22 protein-coding genes and 1 pseudogene are annotated in these 18,193 nt (G+C 58.3%); 7 read left to right on the top strand and 16 right to left on the bottom strand.

Annotated elements, in window-relative coordinates; all coding sequences use genetic code 11:
• Positions 1 to 51: 51 nt before the first annotated feature.
• Together pdeM and ABJD00_RS04960 are read left to right on the top strand one after the other, a co-directional pair.
• Positions 52 to 723 (top strand): ligase-associated DNA damage response endonuclease PdeM, encoded by a 672-nt coding sequence (gene pdeM, locus ABJD00_RS04955; RefSeq protein ID WP_413829980.1) that lies wholly within the window; start codon positions 52 to 54, stop codon positions 721 to 723.
• Positions 720 to 1,127 carry a PaaI family thioesterase gene (locus ABJD00_RS04960; RefSeq protein WP_413829982.1) on the top strand — a complete coding sequence of 136 codons (408 nt, stop codon included), beginning with the start codon at positions 720 to 722 and terminating at the stop codon, positions 1,125 to 1,127. The genes pdeM and ABJD00_RS04960 overlap by 4 nt, the downstream gene beginning before the upstream one ends.
• Before the next feature lie 8 nt (positions 1,128 to 1,135).
• Here the strand turns inward: ABJD00_RS04960 and folD are convergent, their stop codons facing one another.
• The 15 genes from folD to ABJD00_RS05035 all read right to left on the bottom strand — a co-directional run bounded on the left by folD (position 1,136) and on the right by ABJD00_RS05035 (position 14,935).
• Positions 1,136 to 2,038 (bottom strand): bifunctional methylenetetrahydrofolate dehydrogenase/methenyltetrahydrofolate cyclohydrolase FolD, encoded by a 903-nt coding sequence (gene folD, locus ABJD00_RS04965; RefSeq protein WP_413829984.1) that lies wholly within the window; start codon positions 2,036 to 2,038, stop codon positions 1,136 to 1,138.
• 12 nt (positions 2,039 to 2,050) lie between these two features.
• Entirely contained in the window at positions 2,051 to 2,527 is a 477-nt protein-coding gene (locus ABJD00_RS04970; protein ID WP_413829986.1) for a hypothetical protein, read from the bottom strand.
• Between the two features lie 122 nt (positions 2,528 to 2,649).
• Positions 2,650 to 4,326, bottom strand: a complete 1,677-nt coding sequence (locus ABJD00_RS04975; protein ID WP_413829988.1) for a formate--tetrahydrofolate ligase — start codon at positions 4,324 to 4,326, stop codon at positions 2,650 to 2,652.
• A gap of 139 nt (positions 4,327 to 4,465) precedes the next feature.
• Positions 4,466 to 4,855 (bottom strand): cyclic nucleotide-binding domain-containing protein, encoded by a 390-nt coding sequence (locus tag ABJD00_RS04980; protein WP_413829990.1) that lies wholly within the window; start codon positions 4,853 to 4,855, stop codon positions 4,466 to 4,468.
• Complete coding sequence (locus ABJD00_RS04985) at positions 4,810 to 5,178, bottom strand: CBU_0592 family membrane protein (protein ID WP_413829992.1); 369 nt, start codon at positions 5,176 to 5,178, stop codon at positions 4,810 to 4,812. The genes ABJD00_RS04980 and ABJD00_RS04985 overlap by 46 nt, the downstream gene beginning before the upstream one ends.
• Before the next feature lie 167 nt (positions 5,179 to 5,345).
• Positions 5,346 to 5,945, bottom strand: a complete 600-nt coding sequence (locus ABJD00_RS04990) for an MOSC domain-containing protein (protein ID WP_413829994.1) — start codon at positions 5,943 to 5,945, stop codon at positions 5,346 to 5,348.
• 189 nt (positions 5,946 to 6,134) lie between these two features.
• Complete coding sequence (gene ftsH / locus ABJD00_RS04995; RefSeq protein WP_413829996.1) at positions 6,135 to 8,054, bottom strand: ATP-dependent zinc metalloprotease FtsH; 1,920 nt, start codon at positions 8,052 to 8,054, stop codon at positions 6,135 to 6,137.
• Positions 8,055 to 8,132: 78 nt separating this feature from the next.
• On the bottom strand, positions 8,133 to 9,380 hold the full coding sequence (gene tilS / locus ABJD00_RS05000; RefSeq protein WP_413829998.1) for a tRNA lysidine(34) synthetase TilS: 1,248 nt from the start codon (positions 9,378 to 9,380) through the stop codon (positions 8,133 to 8,135).
• Between the two features lie 3 nt (positions 9,381 to 9,383).
• On the bottom strand, positions 9,384 to 10,202 hold the full coding sequence (ybgF, locus tag ABJD00_RS05005) for a tol-pal system protein YbgF (RefSeq protein WP_413830000.1): 819 nt from the start codon (positions 10,200 to 10,202) through the stop codon (positions 9,384 to 9,386).
• Between the two features lie 35 nt (positions 10,203 to 10,237).
• Positions 10,238 to 10,747 carry a peptidoglycan-associated lipoprotein Pal gene (pal, locus tag ABJD00_RS05010; protein ID WP_413830026.1) on the bottom strand — a complete coding sequence of 170 codons (510 nt, stop codon included), beginning with the start codon at positions 10,745 to 10,747 and terminating at the stop codon, positions 10,238 to 10,240.
• 104 nt (positions 10,748 to 10,851) lie between these two features.
• Complete coding sequence (gene tolB, locus ABJD00_RS05015) at positions 10,852 to 12,177, bottom strand: Tol-Pal system beta propeller repeat protein TolB (protein ID WP_413830028.1); 1,326 nt, start codon at positions 12,175 to 12,177, stop codon at positions 10,852 to 10,854.
• Positions 12,177 to 13,259 (bottom strand): energy transducer TonB, encoded by a 1,083-nt coding sequence (locus ABJD00_RS05020; protein ID WP_413830002.1) that lies wholly within the window; start codon positions 13,257 to 13,259, stop codon positions 12,177 to 12,179. Before ABJD00_RS05020 ends, tolB begins: the two co-directional genes overlap by 1 nt.
• 3 nt (positions 13,260 to 13,262) lie before the next feature.
• The gene (gene tolR, locus ABJD00_RS05025; RefSeq protein ID WP_413830004.1) at positions 13,263 to 13,733 is read right to left on the bottom strand and encodes a protein TolR; all 471 of its coding nucleotides are present in this window, start codon (positions 13,731 to 13,733) and stop codon (positions 13,263 to 13,265) included.
• Positions 13,734 to 13,736: 3 nt separating this feature from the next.
• Positions 13,737 to 14,432, bottom strand: coding sequence for a protein TolQ (tolQ, locus tag ABJD00_RS05030; RefSeq protein ID WP_413830006.1), 696 nt, complete (start codon positions 14,430 to 14,432; stop codon positions 13,737 to 13,739).
• A gap of 101 nt (positions 14,433 to 14,533) precedes the next feature.
• Positions 14,534 to 14,935 carry a YbgC/FadM family acyl-CoA thioesterase gene (locus tag ABJD00_RS05035; protein WP_413830008.1) on the bottom strand — a complete coding sequence of 134 codons (402 nt, stop codon included), beginning with the start codon at positions 14,933 to 14,935 and terminating at the stop codon, positions 14,534 to 14,536.
• Positions 14,936 to 15,050: 115 nt separating this feature from the next.
• Here ABJD00_RS05035 and ABJD00_RS05040 point away from each other — a divergent pair, with 115 nt between their 5' ends.
• The 5 genes from ABJD00_RS05040 to ABJD00_RS05060 all read left to right on the top strand — a co-directional run bounded on the left by ABJD00_RS05040 (position 15,051) and on the right by ABJD00_RS05060 (position 17,849).
• Complete coding sequence (locus tag ABJD00_RS05040; protein ID WP_413830010.1) at positions 15,051 to 15,338, top strand: helix-turn-helix domain-containing protein; 288 nt, start codon at positions 15,051 to 15,053, stop codon at positions 15,336 to 15,338.
• Positions 15,339 to 15,341: 3 nt separating this feature from the next.
• On the top strand, positions 15,342 to 15,794 hold the full coding sequence (locus ABJD00_RS05045; protein ID WP_413830012.1) for a hypothetical protein: 453 nt from the start codon (positions 15,342 to 15,344) through the stop codon (positions 15,792 to 15,794).
• 90 nt (positions 15,795 to 15,884) lie between these two features.
• Positions 15,885 to 16,601 (top strand): hypothetical protein, encoded by a 717-nt coding sequence (locus ABJD00_RS05050; protein WP_413830014.1) that lies wholly within the window; start codon positions 15,885 to 15,887, stop codon positions 16,599 to 16,601.
• Positions 16,602 to 16,852: 251 nt separating this feature from the next.
• A complete protein-coding gene (locus ABJD00_RS05055) occupies positions 16,853 to 17,161 on the top strand; it encodes a hypothetical protein (RefSeq protein ID WP_413830016.1) in 309 nt (102 codons plus the stop codon).
• 172 nt (positions 17,162 to 17,333) lie between these two features.
• Positions 17,334 to 17,849, top strand: a complete 516-nt coding sequence (locus tag ABJD00_RS05060; protein WP_413830018.1) for a fasciclin domain-containing protein — start codon at positions 17,334 to 17,336, stop codon at positions 17,847 to 17,849.
• Between the two features lie 154 nt (positions 17,850 to 18,003).
• Here the strand turns inward: ABJD00_RS05060 and ABJD00_RS05065 are convergent.
• Positions 18,004 to 18,193 (bottom strand): annotated as a pseudogene (locus ABJD00_RS05065) (IS6 family transposase); the annotation flags it as partial.

Here is an 18,193-nt window from a genome sequence, read left to right on the forward strand (position 1 = left end):
AGTCGTAAGGCACATCTTGATGCGCCACTGCCGCATGTTTATGAACAAAGTATGAACATGCATGATCTCACCTTTGCGGGAACCGAGCTCAAAGCCTTGGGGTCGGGCGCGCTGTTCTGGCCAGCGCAATCCTTGCTTTGCGTTTCTGATCTGCACTTCGGAAAATCTGAGCGCATCGCGCGTCGTGGCGGTGCGCAACTGCCACCTTACGAGACACGCAATACGCTGACCCGGCTGGCCGCCGACCTTGACCACACACAGGCACGCACTGTCATCTGCCTTGGCGACAGCTTTGATGATCTGAGCGCAGCCCGCGCCCTGTCCGAGGAGGACAGACTGTGGATCACCCGCCTTCAGGCAGGCAGGCATTGGGTCTGGATCGAAGGCAACCACGATCCCGGACCCATCGAATTTGGCGGCACCCATTTGGGCGAACTGACCGAAGGGCCTCTCGTATTTCGCCATATCGCTCAAGCAGGCGTGCGCGGCGAAATCTCGGGCCATTACCATCCCAAGGCAACTCTGCCCACCCGTGGACGGGCCATCACAAGGCCCGCTTTTCTGATCGACGCAGACCGCATCGTCATGCCCGCCTATGGCACCTACACTGGTGGTTTGCGCAGTAATGACAATGCTTTAACCAACTTGATGCGCTGTGATGCAACGGCCATCCTAACCGGGCCACGCCCCGTGCAGATTCCAATGCCTAGAGGTGCGATATGAAAGACCGGATTGCCGCCAGCTTTGCCCGCCAATCCATGATGCAAACCTTTGGAGCGACTCTGGATGCCATCACGCAGGGCCATGCAACCCTCTCCGCGCCGATCCTGCCCGGCAGTCGCCAACAGCAGGGGTTTGCCCATGCGGCCCTGACCTTTGGCCTTGGAGACAGTGCGGCAGGTTATGCGGCCCTCACCACCATCCCCGAGGATCAAGAGGTGGTCACGGCCGAAATCAAGATCAACCTGACCGCCCCGGCAACCGGAGATCGCCTGATCGCAAAAGGCCGGGTCATCAAACCCGGCCGCCGTCTGATTGTCGTCAGTTCAGAGGTGTTCGCCGTCACCGATGGCGTCGAAATCCTAGTCGCCGTTTTGCAGGGCACCATGGTACCTGTACGCGCCTGATAACTTGCCTAGGCCGCCAGCCCTTCGGGCTCGGGCAAGCCATTGGCGCGACAGCACGCCGTCACTGTGTTGGCCAACAGGCAGGCGATGGTCATCGGGCCGACGCCACCCGGCACGGGGGTGATCGCACCGGCCACAGCAGAGCAGCTTTCAAAGTGGCAATCGCCGACCAAACGGGTCTTGCCCTCACCCTTTTCAGGTGCATCGATCCGGTTGATGCCGACGTCGATGACTGTCGCGCCCGGTTTAATCCATTCCCCGGTGACCATTTCAGGTCGGCCAACGGCAGCTACCACAATATCTGCGCGGCGCGTCACCTCTTGAATGTCCTTGGTCCGCGAATGGGCAATGGTGACAGTACAGCTGTCGCCCAGCAAAAGCTGTGCCATAGGCTTGCCAACGATGTTGGAACGGCCAACGACGACTGCGTTCAGCCCGGACAGGCTGCCATGATGGTCGCGCAGCATCATCAAACAGCCCAAAGGCGTACAGGGTACCATCGACTTTTGGCCCGTCCCTAGCAGCCCCACATTCGAGATATGGAACCCATCCACATCCTTGGCAGGGTCGATGGAGTTGATGACAAGGTCCTCGTTCAGGTGCTTGGGCAAAGGTAGTTGCACCAGAATACCGTGAATGGACGGATCAGCATTCAGATCGGCAATCAGAGACAGCAAATCGGCCTCTGACGTGTCTACATCCAGCTTGTGTTCGATGCTGTTCATGCCGACTTCGACGGTCATCTTGCCTTTTGAGCGAACATAGACTTGGCTGGCTGGGTCCTCGCCCACCAGCACAACGGCGAGGCCAGGTGTGATCCCATGTGCACTTTTTAATGCAGTGACATGTTCTGCCACTTTTCCGCGCACCGTCGCGGCAAAGGCCTTTCCGTCAATGATCGTCGCGTCCATCTGCATCCCTTTCTAGTTTCGTTCAAAGGTGACCAGATGCGCCCATGTTTCGCCATCGCTGATGACCAGCGTTTCGAATTCCATGATTTGCAAAAGGTCATAAAAGGTCGCCACAGTCTCAAGATCCTGTTGGCGGAAAAATTCGTTGTTGCGCATGTTGGAGGTCATTTGCGCCAACACTGCGCGCGCCCGGTAGATGGTCGAAAACACATCATCGTCCAGAGCGACCACGTTGAGATGTTTGGAATCCGAACCCTTGGCAAAGAACACAAATCGGGGGCTTTCGGGTGCCGCCAACTGCGATGCCGTCAGATTGGTGATAAAGCCGACGCGCACATCTTTGCTGGATGGTGGGCCCTCACGAATGACACGTGTGAACACTTCGGACGACGAAATCTCAGGGTAGTAATAGCCCTCGTAGCGTTCGTTGGCCGCTGCCATCGTGGCGGCCAGTGCCAGTGCCATGGCAGCAAGGGTGCGGATCATCATCTGTCTTTCCTCCGGTTAGGTCCCGCTCAGGCTGAAGCGAGCGAGACACCGGGTCAATTCACTTGGTGCCCTGTCCCCAAATCGTGACAGGGCCGTGAGGCAGTTGTTGCGCCCGACCTAGTTTAGAACAAACCTTCTATCTGGCCTGCGTCGTTGAGGTGGATACTTTCGGCGGACGGCACACGTGGCAGGCCCGGCATTGTCATGATCTCTCCACACACGGCAACGATAAATCCGGCCCCTGCGGACAAACGCACTTCACGCACCGGAACCGAGAACCCTGTTGGCGCACCGCGCAAGGTTGGGTCAGTCGAGAACGAGTACTGCGTTTTCGCCATGCAGACGGGCAGGTTTCCATAGCCCTGCTGTTCCCACAGCTTCAGCTGATCGCGGATCTTTTGATCCATGAGGGCTTCGTCTGCGCGGTAAATCCGCTTTGCAATGGTTTGGATTTTGTCAGCCAGCGACATCTCATCAGGGTATATCGGTGCGAAGTTGGCTGTGCCCGCATCGGCGAGTTCGGCCACTTTGGTCGCCAGATCTGCGGACCCTTCGGAACCCAATTCCCAATGGCGCGACAGGATGGCTTCGGCCCCCTGTTCAGCCACAAAATCTTTGACCGCCTGCACTTCGGCGTCTGTGTCTGTGACGAAGTGGTTGATGGCGACAACGACCGGCACGCCGAAGGACTTGAGGTTTTCGATGTGACGTCCAAGGTTCGGACAACCTGCCTTCACCGCGTCGACGTTTTCGACCCCGAGGTCCGCCTTGGCCACGCCGCCATTCATCTTCATTGCACGTACTGTGGCGACACAGACGACGACGGAAGGGGACAGCCCAGCCTTACGGCATTTGATGTTCATGAACTTTTCAGCGCCAAGGTCCGCGCCAAAGCCTGCTTCAGTTACCACGTAGTCTGTAAGCTTCAGCGCCGTGCTTGTGGCAATCACAGAGTTACAGCCGTGCGCGATGTTGGCGAACGGGCCGCCGTGGACAAAGGCGGGGTTATTCTCCAGCGTTTGCACGATATTTGGCTGCATCGCGTCCTTTAGCAGGACGGTCATCGCGCCGTCCGCCTTAATGTCGCGGCAGAACACCGGGCTGCGGTCGCGGCGATAAGCAACAATCATGTCGCCCAGACGTTTTTGCAGATCCGAGAGGTCCTTGGCCAGACACAGGATTGCCATGACTTCGGACGCCACCGTTATGTCGAATCCAGCTTCACGTGGGAAGCCGTTTGCCACGCCGCCGAGAGACGCAGTGATCTGACGCAGCGCGCGGTCGTTCATGTCCACAACGCGACGCCACACGACGCGGCGCACATCGATCTCAAGCTCGTTGCCCCAATAGATGTGGTTGTCGATCATCGCGCTCAGCAGGGAGTGCGCCGAAGTGATCGCATGAAAGTCGCCTGTGAAATGCAGGTTCATTTCTTCCATCGGCACGATCTGAGCGTAACCACCACCGGCGGCGCCGCCTTTCATCCCAAAGTTTGGACCCAGCGAGGCTTCGCGGATACACACCATCGCCTTTTTGCCGATGCGGTTCAGGCCGTCACCCAGACCCACCGTTGTCGTGGTCTTGCCCTCGCCTGCAGGGGTCGGGTTGATCGCTGTTACGAGGATCAGCTTGCCGTCAGCGCGGTCTTGCACAGAATTAATGAAGGACTGGCTGACTTTGGCCTTGTCGTGGCCGTAGGGCAGCAGGTCGGCGCTTTCGATGCCAATCTTGGCCCCGATCTCCTGGATCGGTTTCTTTTGCGCTTCGCGCGCAATTTCGATGTCGGATTTGTAGGCCATGATGATCCTCGGTAAGTCAAATGAGCAGGTCTGTCGTGAACTGCATACAAGCGCATGCCCATACCTGATGCGTGCGATTCCGACATTTCAGCGCGACAGAGCGGCCAGCATGCGCATCATCGTTTCGTTTCGGAAACGATCAGTCCGCTGCTGGAACCGACTCGCGCGCCTTCATCGTCTTTTCAAGAACTGAATTTGTCGCAACCAGTTTGCTGCGAATATTGCCCGAAAAAGCCAGATCGAGGTGGGGCGAGATGTCCGGGTTACGCTTGACCAGACGGCGCAATGCATCGGACGAAGCACTGAAGTAACGGGTGGGTTGATTGAGCCGGACAGACGCGCTCGCAGGTCCGCTGGTCATGCAGGCCATTTCGCCGATGAACTGTCCGGGTCCCACCTGAGCGATGATTTGACCACCCACATCCACGTCCACTCCGCCACTTGCCAGATAGGTGAGTGCATCGACCGGCATACCTTGCTGGGTCAACAGATCGCCAATTTCTCCGTCCTGCCAAGAGCCCGTGTCCAACAGTTTTTTGCTTCGATGGGACGCAGTGTCGGAAAGTGGTTGGTTAGGAGCTTTTGTTCTTCAGCGTTGAAGCGCAGCATATTCGTGAGGAACCAGACGCGCGCGATACCCGCAATGGACAGCGTAATCCAACTGATCTGGACGATAGCCGAAAACATGTTCCAGTCGCGGAACAGCGAGACGAGCACAAGCGCGGCCGCCATCAGGTTTAGACCTGCGTAGGTATAACTGGAGCCCTTGAGCAAGCCCAATTGCAGCAGCCCGTAGGAACCCAAATAAAAAGCGACACCGCCATATCCCGCGATTTGGTAATAATCGAGCACGCCGCGAAATCCCAAGATACATTCAATAGCGCAGAACCTGCCAGAGGTCTGCGCGCAAATGCAAGCGTTCTCATTCGAGGAGTTCTAGTGCACGGCGCCCCCGCCTCATGCTTGATCATGTGCACGGTTCGTCCAAAACGAAGGAACACACTTAATGCGTCCCTGCTCTACCCTGCCTGAATGTCCGCCTGACGGGCCCAAAGGGGTTGATCCGGGACATGCAGCACCAAGGTATCCCCGACCGACAGGCGGCCCCCATACTCCATCCAAGCCGTTACACCGCGCAGCCCTGTAGCGGCAGGTTTGAACCGTTTGCCAAACCCCTCGGCCTCTTTTTCGATCTCGCGGCCGGGGTAGATGCACGGGCGGTTTTCCATATCAATGGTGATTCCGGCACCCGATGGCGCCATCAGCCGCGAAGACGGCGGGACATGGGAAAAATCAGGGATGCCTTCAATGATCATCGAGGCACCCAACCACGCCGGGTCAATTGCGTCCATTTCCATCTTGCCGGCGATTTCTGCCATTTCCTCAGCGCTCAGGATGGTGAGTTGGCGGACATTACGAATTTCCGTGCCCCGTGCGTACTGCGTTTTGACCCGAGTACAGGCCGGACGCGTGGGTCCGCCATGCGTTTCGCCGGGAAAGCCGTCTAGCGTAGCCTCGACAGTCTCGAACGGCGTTGCGCGCAACGTGTCCCCTTGGCCTGTGACGCGGCCAAGCCACGTAATCCGCGCTGAAAAGGACGTCGGTTTGAGGGCAGGCATTCTGGCTCTCCTTCATGTTGAGCGCATTTCTATGTCGATCAGTACGCCAGACACCAATGACAAATTGTGAGCAGTACTTCAAAGCCCGTGATGGAACTACGCGCCGTTTCAGCGCCTTGCCCTAAACGACTGCCCAAGAAAAAAGCCCGCCGAAACTGGCGGGCTTTTCTTAAGTCTTGGTCAGACGGTTCAGGTGCTTGGCTCAGGCTCCATCCCACCATCACCAGACGGGCCAGATTTCTTTTTAGCCTTGGGGATCGCAGTCAGGCTGGGTTTTTCCTCTTCGACTTTTGATCCACCATCTTCATCGTCCGGGCTATGGGGTGGTTCGCCGCGCATCACACGCTCAATCTCTTCACCTGTGAGGGTTTCGTACTCAAGCAGGCCTTGGGCCAGACGCTCAAATTCTTCCTCGTTCTCGGTGATGATCTTCAACGCCCAGTCATAGCCGTCTTGAATGAACTTCTGAACTTCCTGTTCGACCGTTTCCTTGGTGTTGGCCGAAACCGAGAAGCCAGCCGTGTTTCCCTGATAGCCTTGGGCGGCTTCCGAATAGTCGATATTGCCAACCTTGTCCGACATACCCCATTGCAGCACCATTGCACGGGCCAGTCCACTGGCCTGCATGATGTCACCCGCAGGGCCGTTAGAAACAGAGTCGGGTCCATACTTGTGGATCTCGGCTGCCTTGCCCGCCATAGTCATGGCCAAGCGCTGGTGGCATTCATCCTTGAACATGTTCAGCCGATCAATTTCGGGCAGGCTCATCACCATACCCAAGGCGCCACCGCGCGGAATAATCGTGGCTTTGTAGACCGGATCACACTTAGGCAACTTCATACCGACCAGCGCGTGACCAGCCTCGTGGTAGGCTGTCATTTCCTTTTGTGCAGCGGTCATGACCATGGAACGCCGTTCGGGGCCCATCATAACCTTATCCTTGGCGCTCTCAAAATCGATCATCGTCACAAAACGCCGGCCCACGCGGGCTGCCATCAGTGCCGCCTCGTTTACCAGGTTGGCCAAATCCGCACCGGAAAACCCTGGCGTACCGCGCGCAATGATACGCAGATCAACGTCAGGGCCTAGCGGAGTCTTGCGTGCATGCACGGCCAAGATCTTTTCGCGTCCCTTGATGTCTGGGTTGCCTACCGTGACCTGACGGTCGAAACGACCGGGGCGCAGAAGCGCGGGGTCCAGAACGTCCTTACGGTTGGTGGCCGCAATGATGATCACGCCCTCATTGGCTTCAAATCCGTCCATTTCGACCAGCAACTGGTTGAGCGTTTGTTCACGCTCGTCATTGCCACCGCCATAGCCCGCGCCACGATGGCGACCAACAGCGTCAATTTCATCGATGAACACGATACAGGGCGCGTTTTTCTTGGCCTGTTCGAACATGTCGCGCACGCGGGACGCGCCCACACCAACGAACATCTCAACAAAGTCAGAACCAGAGATGGTGAAGAAAGGCACGCCCGCCTCACCCGCAATCGCACGAGCAAGCAGTGTCTTACCAGTACCTGGAGGGCCGACAAGCAAAGCACCTTTGGGGATCTTGCCGCCAAGGCGTGAAAATTTCTGCGGGTTGCGTAGGAACTCAACAATTTCCTCAAGCTCTTCCTTGGCCTCGTCGATGCCGGCCACGTCGTCGAACGTGACACGTCCATGCTTTTCCGTCAGCATCTTTGCCTTGGATTTTCCAAACCCCATGGCGCCACCTTTGCCGCCACCCTGCATCCGGTTCATGAAATAAACCCAGACACCGATCAGCAGCAGGAACGGCAACAGCGAAACAAGGAATGTCTGAAAGCCAGACTGTTGTTGCTGTTCTGCTCGTACCGGGATGCTGTTTTCGATCAACAGGTCGGTAACGGCTGCATCTTCAGGCTTGATCGTGACGAAATCTTCGGCACCACGACGGAACCGTACCTGTTCGCCATCCAGTGTGACGTTGCTGACTGAGCCGTCCTCAACCGCACTTACAAACTCGGAATAGCTGACTTCTCGGCTTTGAAGCGTGTTGCCCGACCCGCCAAACAGGTTGAACAGTGCCAAGATCAGCAAAAACAAAACCACCCAAAAGGCGATGTTACGTGCGTTTCCCAAGGAAAATCTCCTGATACATCTTGCTGTACGGGCGTTCCCTACAGCGCTGGTCTTAAGATAGATAGGATATCGCGAGGTTCAATGCGATAATAGTGCGGCAAAAAAGGCATCCTGCCCTCCGTCAAGCTCCGCGACCCACTCTGGATCGTGTTGCACAACCGGCGCGGCGATCATGCGACCCTCATACCACACCGACGGCGTCACGGCGAGGGCTGCGCGGGGAATGCCCAATTCGCGCCAGTTTGGAATATCAGAAAGCGGCGCGGTTCCGAGCGCGCGAACCTCGATATCCGGATCATCCTCTGGCCCGGTGACCAGCCAGCGGTCATCCCACATGTCCCCCACCTCCGAACTAACGTCCTTCAAGGCGTTCAGTTCGCGAAAAACCCAGATGACGTCGCGCTCTACCAGCACCTGACACCCCTCAAGGGTGGCGCCGCTGCTGGCACGCACCGCTTCCAACACTCGGGCAACCGCGTCGCGGCGCGGAGGGTAAGCGCTTTGCGCAATCCACGTAATGGCGTGCACGATCAGGCGGCGACCGATTTCTTCGGGCAACACCCGAAACTTGGTCCGTTCGATGGCGATTGCCCCAAATAAAAGCGAAGCAGCGTCCTGCGCTGCCAAAAATGTCTGCCAATCCAGTGCCTCGCGAGCACGCGACATGTTCTGAGCAACATCCGCAAGCGTATTGGCCTGCACCCCGAGGCTACCCAAAACCGTCAACGCATCTCGTACCCGGATACGTTCGAAATCACGGTTCTCGTTGCTGGGATCTTCACACCAGTCGATCTGGGCAGCTCGCAAATATGTGCGCAGGGCCGAGCGTTCGAAGCGCAGAAGGGGTCGGACCCATGTAATTCCGTGTTGGACGCGGCGCGGGGACATCGCACTCAGGCCATCCACCCCGGCCCCGCGCGCAAGGCGCATCAGAAAGGTCTCCGCCTGATCGTCAGCGGTGTGCCCCAGCGCCACGTGGGTGATCTGGTTGCCATAGGCCCAATCTGCGATCAGCCCATAGCGCGCTTCTCGCGCCGCCGCTTGCAGATTTCCATCTCCCGCCCAACCGGTCCAGAACTCGACGTGGTGCGGTAGTTCCCACCGCGCGCAGAGATCTGTTACCAGCGCAATCTCGTGCTTTGTTTCCGGGCGCAGGCCATGATCAACGGTGATTACGTGAAGTTCGATGTCGTTGGACTTGGAGAACTCGACCAGACCCGCAAGAAGCGCGACAGAATCGCCGCCCCCAGACACTGCAACCCCCAGCCGTTCTGGCAACTGACCCGAAAACAGGGTTTCGATACCATCGACCAGAGGGCCGAGCATTCTTTAAGAACAGCTCAGGTTGCGCATGGCTGCCTCAGCGTCTGCGACTGCCGCTGCTCCGGGAAAACGTACACCCACCTCGCTCAGGGTCACGCATGCCTCAGCAGATTGACCCAAGCGGCCCAGTGCGTTGCCAAGCCGATACAGTGACTCCGCCGCCATGGGCCCCTGTTGGTCCATCGTAAAGGCAGCAAGATAAGCGCGAGCGCCCTCGCGCACGTCCCCTAACCCTTCAAGCGCTTCGCCACGCCTCAGCGTGGCTTCTATTGCAAGGGGGCCGCCGGGGTAGGTCTCATTAAAGGTCGCAAACTGGTCCGCGGCGGAACGAAAATCACTCGCTGCAAGGGCCTCTTGCGCCCGCTCGAAATCCGCCTGTTCGTTCGCTGCCAACTGGGTTTCGGGTTGTGGCGTCGGCGCCGGGCCCGTCACGGGTGTGCCGGTGTCGCCACCCAATGTCGGGGTATCACCAAGGCTGCCGATGTCGCAGCCGCTTTCCAACTCGCACAGACGAAACTCCAGATCACCAATCCGGTTGGTGCCATCCTCGATCACGCGGCCAATGCGAAACTCCAGTTCTTCGCTTTTGCCGGTCAGCCGCTGCAATTCGCTCTCTATGGCGGCGATGCGGTCAAAAGTGTCGCCTGTGCCGACATTGGACCCCGCTCCACCCGTCGTTGAAAGCTCGCGCTTGAGGCGCTGCACCTCAACATACAACACCGTGAGTTCCTGACGGATGTCGGCGAGCGTGGCATCATCCTGTGCCATTGCACCGAGCGGAAAAGACATCCCCACGGCCAAAACCAGACATGAAATCCAACGCATCACCACGCACCCCACTTTCGTCATTGCATCTGCTCTTAGCTGCTCAGCCCACCAGCCAATACTGTCACCGCACGGCGGTTCTTGGCATAGCAAGTCTCATCACTGCAAATCTCGATTGGGCGCTCTTTGCCATAGCTTACGACTTGCAAACGGCTGTCCTGAACCCCTTGGGTCACCAGATACGCACGGGCTGCATCGGCACGGCGTGCACCAAGGGCGAGGTTGTATTCACGTGTGCCCTGTTCGTCTGCATGCCCTTCAATCACTGCAGTGAAGTCGGCGTTTTGCAACAACCAGACAGCCTGTCCATCAAGGATTGCGCGTCCTTCTGGCGTCAGCGTGGACTGGTCAACGGCAAACAAGACCCGATCGCCAATCGCCTGCTGGAAATAGGCTGGTGACGATGGGTCAGACGCACTGCCCGCGATGGCGCCGTTTGCACCATTGCCAACGGCATCATCACCACCGCCAAAGCGGTTGGGGTCTGTACAAGCGGCTACGCTCAGTGCGGCACACAGCATCAGCAAGGAAGATTTCAGTTTCATTGGCTCGGGCCTCTCTTGGGTTATTTCGCCAAATTTCTTGGTCATTATGTTCAGTCTTATCACGAACCGGCGCACATGAAAATGCACCGGTCTGGGTTGGTCAATTACGGCTGCAATGGCCCCCAAGACGGGTCAGAGCCGCCTTCAGGAGTGCGGACGGGCCTAAGATTTCGGCCCGTGATGTCGACGGAGTAAAGGGTCGAGCGGCCACCCGCACCTTGGGTTTCGCGGGCGAACATGATCACGCGGCCATTTGGGGACCATGTTGGCCCCTCATCAAGGAAGGAGGCGGTCAAAAGGCGTTCTTCGCTGCCATCGACACGCATCACTCCTATGTGGAAGCGGCCCTTGGACTGTTTGGTGAAGGCAATCAAGTCGCCGCGCGGCGACCAGACGGGCGTGCCATATCGACCCTCACCAAAGGAGATGCGCGTAGCTTCTCCGCCGCTTGCGGGCATCACATAAAGTTGCTGCGAGCCGGATCGGTCGCTTTCAAACACAATGCGCGCGCCATCGGGGCTAAAGCTGGGCGCGGTTTCGATGGCAGGCGTGTTGGTCAGCCGCCGCGTTGTGCCGGAGTTAATGTTCATGGAATGAATGTCAGTATTGCTGCCCTCACTGATCGAATAGACGACCGTCTGCCCGTCTGGCGCAAAGCGGGGTGCAAAGCTCATCGTGCCTTGCTGGTTTTCCAGCACCCGTCGCTGCACCGATCCAACATCCAGCACGTAGATCTGGGGAAAGCCGGTTTCATAACTGGTATAAAGCACCCGGTCTCCGGCCTTGGAAAAACGTGGGGCCAGAACGATATCGTCGCTGCCGGTAAGGTACTGCACGTTGGCCCCGTCGTAATCCATGACTGCAAGGCGCTTGCGACGGTTATCTTTGGGACCAGTTTCGCTGACGTAGACGACACGGCTGTCAAAATAACCAGTCTCGCCGGTGATGCGGGAGTAAACGACGTCCGCCACCTTGTGCGCGATGCGCCGCCAGCCATCCGTCGTGCCCGCGAATTGCAACCCGGAGCCTAGTTCTGCGCCGGAGAACACATCGTAGAGGCGGAATTTTACGTTGATCTGATTGCCTTGAACGCTCACCGCGCCCGTCACAAGCGCCTGCGCATTGATCGCCTTCCAGTCGGCATATTGAACCGGTGCACCGAAATCTGTGACCTGACTGATGAAGGCGCTGCTGGGCAATTCGCGAAACAGCCCGGTCCCGGTCAAGTCGGCCGCGATCACGCGGGCAAGCTGCGCACCAATCTCGGCACTGCCTGCGGTTTCGGCCACGAGGTCCGGTACGGCGACGGGCAAGGGTTCGATTACCCCTTCGGTGATTTCGATCCGCAAGGGGCCGCTTTGGGCGATTGCAAGGGCCGGGACAAGGGCGGTCAGGCACACGCCGACCAGCGCACAGAGTACACGATACATCATTTGATACGCATCCTTTCGGGATTAAACGTCATCTCGATTTCTTTCCATTGGCCGTATTTTTCGGCCGGCAATCCATAACCGTCGCGGGTGCAGCGGATAATCGCGCGCCGCGCAGCTTCGAACGCCTGCTTGGCCGCACCGGCAGACCCGCCTGAGCTGGACGCAAGGCGGATCGAACTGTTCACCGGCTTGCCGTCAGGTGTCATATCCACCGTTACCACCACAGTGGTCCCCAGTGCCTCGGTCGAAAGAGAACCTACGTTCCAACAGCTTGAAACGGCGACGCGCAGCGAGTCCTTCTCGCCAGAGGTGAGCGGCGGCCCCGTCGGTATTTGCTCCTCTCCACCGCCCAAAGCTTCGCGCAGAGCGTCGTTGACCGCGTCTTCGGTCTCAACGGGTGCAGATGTTTCGGGCGTAGGTTCAGCGCTGCGTACAGGGGCACTCGGACGTATAGAAGGCGGACGGATCGAGGTCGTTGGCGCGCCCGATGGTTCCTCGGCCTCAGTCACTATCTCGGTTGCGGCTTGCTCGGGGGCTGTCGCCTCTTGCTCTTCGGCTGGCGTATCGGCGCCTTCGTCTTCGGTGACGGCCTCTTGTTCGACCTCATCGGGGGCTACATCGTCGGGCGGTGGGGCTACAGCCTCGGGCGCGATGCGCTCGGATGGGCGCGGGATGGGCCGGGGTGCGACCTCGGGCACAAGGGCAGCCTGTTCCTGTGGTTGAGGCTGTTCGGGCGAGACATCTGCAATCTCGGGTTCGGGATCAGGCGCAGGTGGTTCGGGAACGGTTTCCGGCTGTGGCGGTAAGGTCGGTTCTGGCGTTTCTGTCACCACTTCCTCGTCCGGCGCAGGCGTTTCGACTGGGTCGGGTTCGACATCCGGCTGCACGGGCAGCGCCACCTCTGTTGCGCTGTCAGGCTCTGGGCCTGAGGCCAGAAGAGCCTCGAAAGCGTCCGTCGAGATCACAGACACCTCAGTCACTTCAAAGGGCAAGGGTTCGGATTGAAAGGTGCCGCCAAACAACACCCACCCGATCAGGCCCACATGGCCAATCCCGGATATGACCTGTCCGGTGTTCACTGGTTATTGCCCCTCGCCGTCCAGCGCCGGCCCTCCGATATCCGTCACAAGGCCGATGTTGGAAAACCCGCCCGCATTGAGCGCGCCCATGACTTCCATCACCTGTGCGTAGGGCACCGCCCCGTCCGCGCGCAGGAACACTCGGTCGCTGTCACGCTCAGCGGCAATCCCGCGCAGACGCAGAACAAGCGCCTCGCGCTCGACAGGAGTTGTTTGGATCTGGACCGCACCAGTGGCGGTCACCGTCACAGTCAGCGGTTCTTCCTGATCTGCGGGCAAAGCCCCGGCGGCTGTTTTTGGCAGCTCGACAGGAACACCCACGGTCAGCAGCGGTGCCGCCACCATGAAGATAATGAGCAACACCAACATGACATCCACAAAAGGGGTCACGTTGATTTCTGACATCGGGCGTGTGCGTTTGCCGCGCCGCCTCCGCCCCGATCCGCCGTCCTTCTGTATGGTGCCAGCACCCATGGCCTAGCTGTCCAACTGGCGGCTGAGAATAGTTGCGAACTCGTCGGCGAAAGCCTCGTAACCCGCAACTATCCGATCACTATCGGCGCTCAGCTTGTTGTAAAAGATCACAGCCGGGATCGCGGCCAGCAGGCCAAGACCAGTGGCCAAAAGCGCCTCGGCGATACCGGGGGCGACGACTGCGAGGTTGGTATTTTGCTGCTCTGCAATCTCGATAAAGGCGTTCATGATGCCAACCACGGTGCCAAACAGGCCAATGAATGGTGCCGATGATCCGACCGTAGCCAGCACGGTAAGGCCCGACTGAAGGCTCTCGGATTCCTTGGCGATAGCCACATCCATTGAGCGGTCAATCCGCGAGGTCGCCCCGGCAATTAGCCCACCATCATCCCGGTGCGAGCGCTGCCATTCGGTCATTCCGCTGGCAAACACCTTTTCCGCAGCACCGTTCGGGTCCGGACCGATCTGGTCAAACAACCCGTCCAGCGGCTCACCCGACCAGAACGCACGGTCAAAACGCGCCGCCTCTGCCCGCGCACTGCGATACAGGATCAATTTTTGAATGATGATGCCCCACGCCCAGAAAGAGGCGACGATCAACATGATCATCACCAGCTTCACGACAATCGTGGCACGTGCGAATAAGCCCCACAGTGAGAAATCAATCTCCTGTGCCAGGGCCAAGGTTTCTGCTTCCATCTGCCTGCTCTTTTTTATGCGGTCGGTTTTTTTCGACCTTATTGCGGGCAAATGTAACCCAGCAGAAAGGGGAAAGCTATCACTTCGACGTCATTTGCGCCTTATTTCTTGAGAGTTGCGCGGATTTCCGCGGGAAGCCGGACAGGTTTTCCGCCCGTCGTCATGCTCACGGCAACGACATGAGCGCGAAAGATCGGCGTGCCATCTCGCTGCACTTCCTGATCAAAGGTCCAGCGCACAGGGCTTGCGGCACGGTGCGTTGTGACGACCTCTAACCGGTCACCCATGCGCGCTGAGGACAGATAGTCTGCCTCCACTCGGGTCACGACAAACACGATATCCTTGGCGCGCATCGCATTCTGGTCCAGCCCCATCTGCTCCACGATCTCAGAGCGGGCACGTTCGATGTAGCGCAGGTAATTTGCGTAGTAGACCACCCCAGCCATGTCGGTGTCTTCGTAATAGACGGTGACGGGGAAGAAATGCTTTTGATTATCCGACACTTACGGGCTTTCTTTTTGGCTTGGTAGCAGTTTGAGGCATGTTACCGGTGATTTTTTGGTCGCTTGTCCGCTTGCGTGACCGACTGCGGCACTTTAAACACACCTTCAGCCACCAGTGAACACCGGTGGCCATTCAGAAAGGCACATCGCAGCCAAGGAGCGCCACACGGGCGCGGCAACGGTCCTGCTGCGTTCCTTTCTGGCCGCGCCCGAGATTTGGGCACACATGCAAAAGCGCATCGTCACAATTAAAGAAGCCTGCTCCGCTTTGGGGTGCAGTCGCGGCACCGTTTACAAGCTGATTAACGACGGCAAAATCGACACGGTCAAATTAGGCGCGTCCACGCGCATCACCGTCGCCAGCATCGACAAATTTACAAAACACGACGGGGCGGCGGCGTGACCGATGGAAAACACTGCGTCGCCTGACCCCCTTGCGCACCCCACGTGCCCCGACACGTTCCTGCGCGCGGTCTTCCCGACTTACACCGCCCTTGAGCGCCCCGCCCTGTCCTACCCCTTCAAGGGAACGCAGCCCGCAACCCCTTGGCCCGACGTGAAGGCAGAGGCGAAACACACGCACTTCTCGGTCGGCCTGTTCCAGTGGAACACACCAGAAGTCGCCCGCGACAAATTCCGCCGCCGCTTTGAGCGATGCACAGGCGTCCAAACGCTGCTGCTGGATGACGTGCATGAGAAAGCCGCCCCACCCAAGCTGGAACCCACAATCAAGATCGAAACCAAGGCGGGCTCCGAGCAATGGCTGTACCTGTTCGCCGAGCCCGCCCGCGAACTGAACGCCGTGGCCCAGATGATGCAGACACTCATTGACGCAGGGCACGCAGACCCCGGTGGCTAAAACAACAAGACAGCCACAATCCGACTCGGGCGTCTGCCCGGTTCAGACCCCAAGGGCCGAGGCACCCCCGCCCGCGTCACATTTGCCGACATGCGCCGCCTGTTTCCCACAGACCCCGCCAAGCTGTTTGGACCCAAAGGCTTCAACCTGAAACTGGCCAAGCCCCAAAAACTGACGGTCGCAGGCACGGTCAGAAGACTGCAAGCCAGCGACGACCCCATGACGGCGTGGCTTTACGCCAACGGCCACGTCCTGACAGGCGCACAACCCACGACGGCGGGCTGGCTCCCCATCCGCTGCCCTTGGGCGCACACGCACAGCGGCGGAGCAATCACGGGCACCGATTACCTCGCCGCAGTCCCGCGCGGGTTCCACTGCTTCCACGGACACTGCCAACACCGCCGCCCCGTCGACTTCATCCACCACTACGCTACCCAAGGCGCACCGCTGGCGCACGACATGGACAGCACAGGCACCGCCCCAGCCCAGCTTACGTTCCGCGTCGAAGAGGGCGACATTGCCAGCGAGGTCTGGGGCAACAGAGACAGCACCCAAGGCGCACTGACGCTGGCCGAGGCCATGGGCCAGACGTTCATGCGTGGGCCAGACATTCGGGACATTCTGGTGGGACATTCAGCCATCACCGCCCCCCACATCGCCAGCGCCGTTGCGGCCCACGTTCGCCAACTCCGCATCAGCAGTATCGAAGAACACGAACGCGCCATGAGAGAGGGGCACAAGATGGGCCTGCGCATCAACGCAACCCCAGAACTGCCTCGCCAAATCACATCAGAGGTGGCAGACTGAAAAACAAGAACGCTGGGATGTGAAAGACCAACTACAGAGCATCCGCGCAGCACGGTTAAAGTCCGTTCGAGGCGACATTCCCAGTCTCAGGTGGTCGAGGGAAAGGAAAACCTTTCAAACAGAAAGGGGAGCCGCGACCAAGCCAACTCCCCCGTCCATCACTTTAGAAAAAGCGAACATCAACGTAGCAAAGTGTAACGGGTCAAGAGCATGGCAGCAAGGTCTCCCCGCAGGGAACAGGACCACGGACCATGACCAAGAAGTCAGGAACAATCGTCAACATCACTGACGGCAAGAAGAACAAAGACGACACACTGGATGACCTCGACAAGACGTTCCAACCCCACCAACAAACAGCAGGCGTTTATTTCGCCGAGACCTTCAAAGACGAATTCCGCTTTGAGCACATCGAAGGGGTCTGGCGATGCTGGAACGGATGCGCGTGGGTCGAGGACGCAACGCAGCGCGGCGGCTTCGATGATGTTCGGTGCAAAACGTATCAATGTGTAAAACAATACATGTCGGTACGCTGCCACTGGCTATCGCCCGTTTTTTGGTGACGTCTGTAACATTTCCACAGAACGTTTCAGAAAAAGCAGATTATTGGTGCAAATCAGTGCTTCGAAGGTCGATTTCTCACGATGGCGTGAAGGGTAAATCTGAGTTCGGCCATGGATGCGTAACTCTTGCACACGCAAATGAGCGTGAAAAATACATATGTAAGGCTTTGAAATGACAACTATCCGCAAATTCGCCGCAGTCGCGGCAGCCGCCATGACACTGAGTTCCGCCGCGAGCGCTGCTGACATCGTTGAAATCGCATCGGGCGACGAGCGTTTCTCGACCCTTGTGGCCGCAGTCAGCGCTGCTGGTCTGGTTGAGACACTGCAGGGCCCCGGTCCATTCACTGTATATGCGCCCGTGAACGACGCTTTTGCTGCGCTGCCTGAGGGTACTGTGGAAACGCTCCTTAAGCCAGAGAACAAAGGTCAGCTGACCAATGTCCTTCTCTACCATGTCGATGACCGCAAACTGACCGCCGAGATGATCCCGAACGGTTCGAACTACTTCAAGCCAGTTTTGGATTCGGAGCGCTTGTGCATCACTAAAAACTCATCTGGCGTGTCGATCGCCGATGGTACTGGCGAAATCGCCAACGTGATTATCGCAAATATCGAGGCCGACAATGGTGTGATCCATGTGATCGACAAGGTTCTGCTGCCCGGCACCCGCCCTGCCTGCCACTGAAAAAAGTCCTAAAGTGGAATGCAGGCCTCGGCGACGTTGGGGCCTGTATCGTTTCCGCTTTGGGCTCTCTCCAGCCGTTCTCTGCACTTCGTACAAATGGCGGTGCTGGCAGACTAATTCGAACTGGTCTCTACAAGGACAGTGACACTGTCCATTAACTCGCGCCAAGACCACGCTGCTCAGCCAGAGCGGTGGCGCGGTTAAGCTTGAAATTCGGTCTCTTTGAAAGGCTGCGTTCCTGATTAAAGTGATGGTAGACTGAAGCGTGGACGGCGGCGAACTTCTGCAAACTTCGCATACGCCTGAAACGCAGCATCGCCCGCTCTCGTCGTCGGAACGGCAGA

The organism is Tateyamaria sp., assembly GCF_039945315.1.
Classification (GTDB): domain Bacteria; phylum Pseudomonadota; class Alphaproteobacteria; order Rhodobacterales; family Rhodobacteraceae; genus Tateyamaria.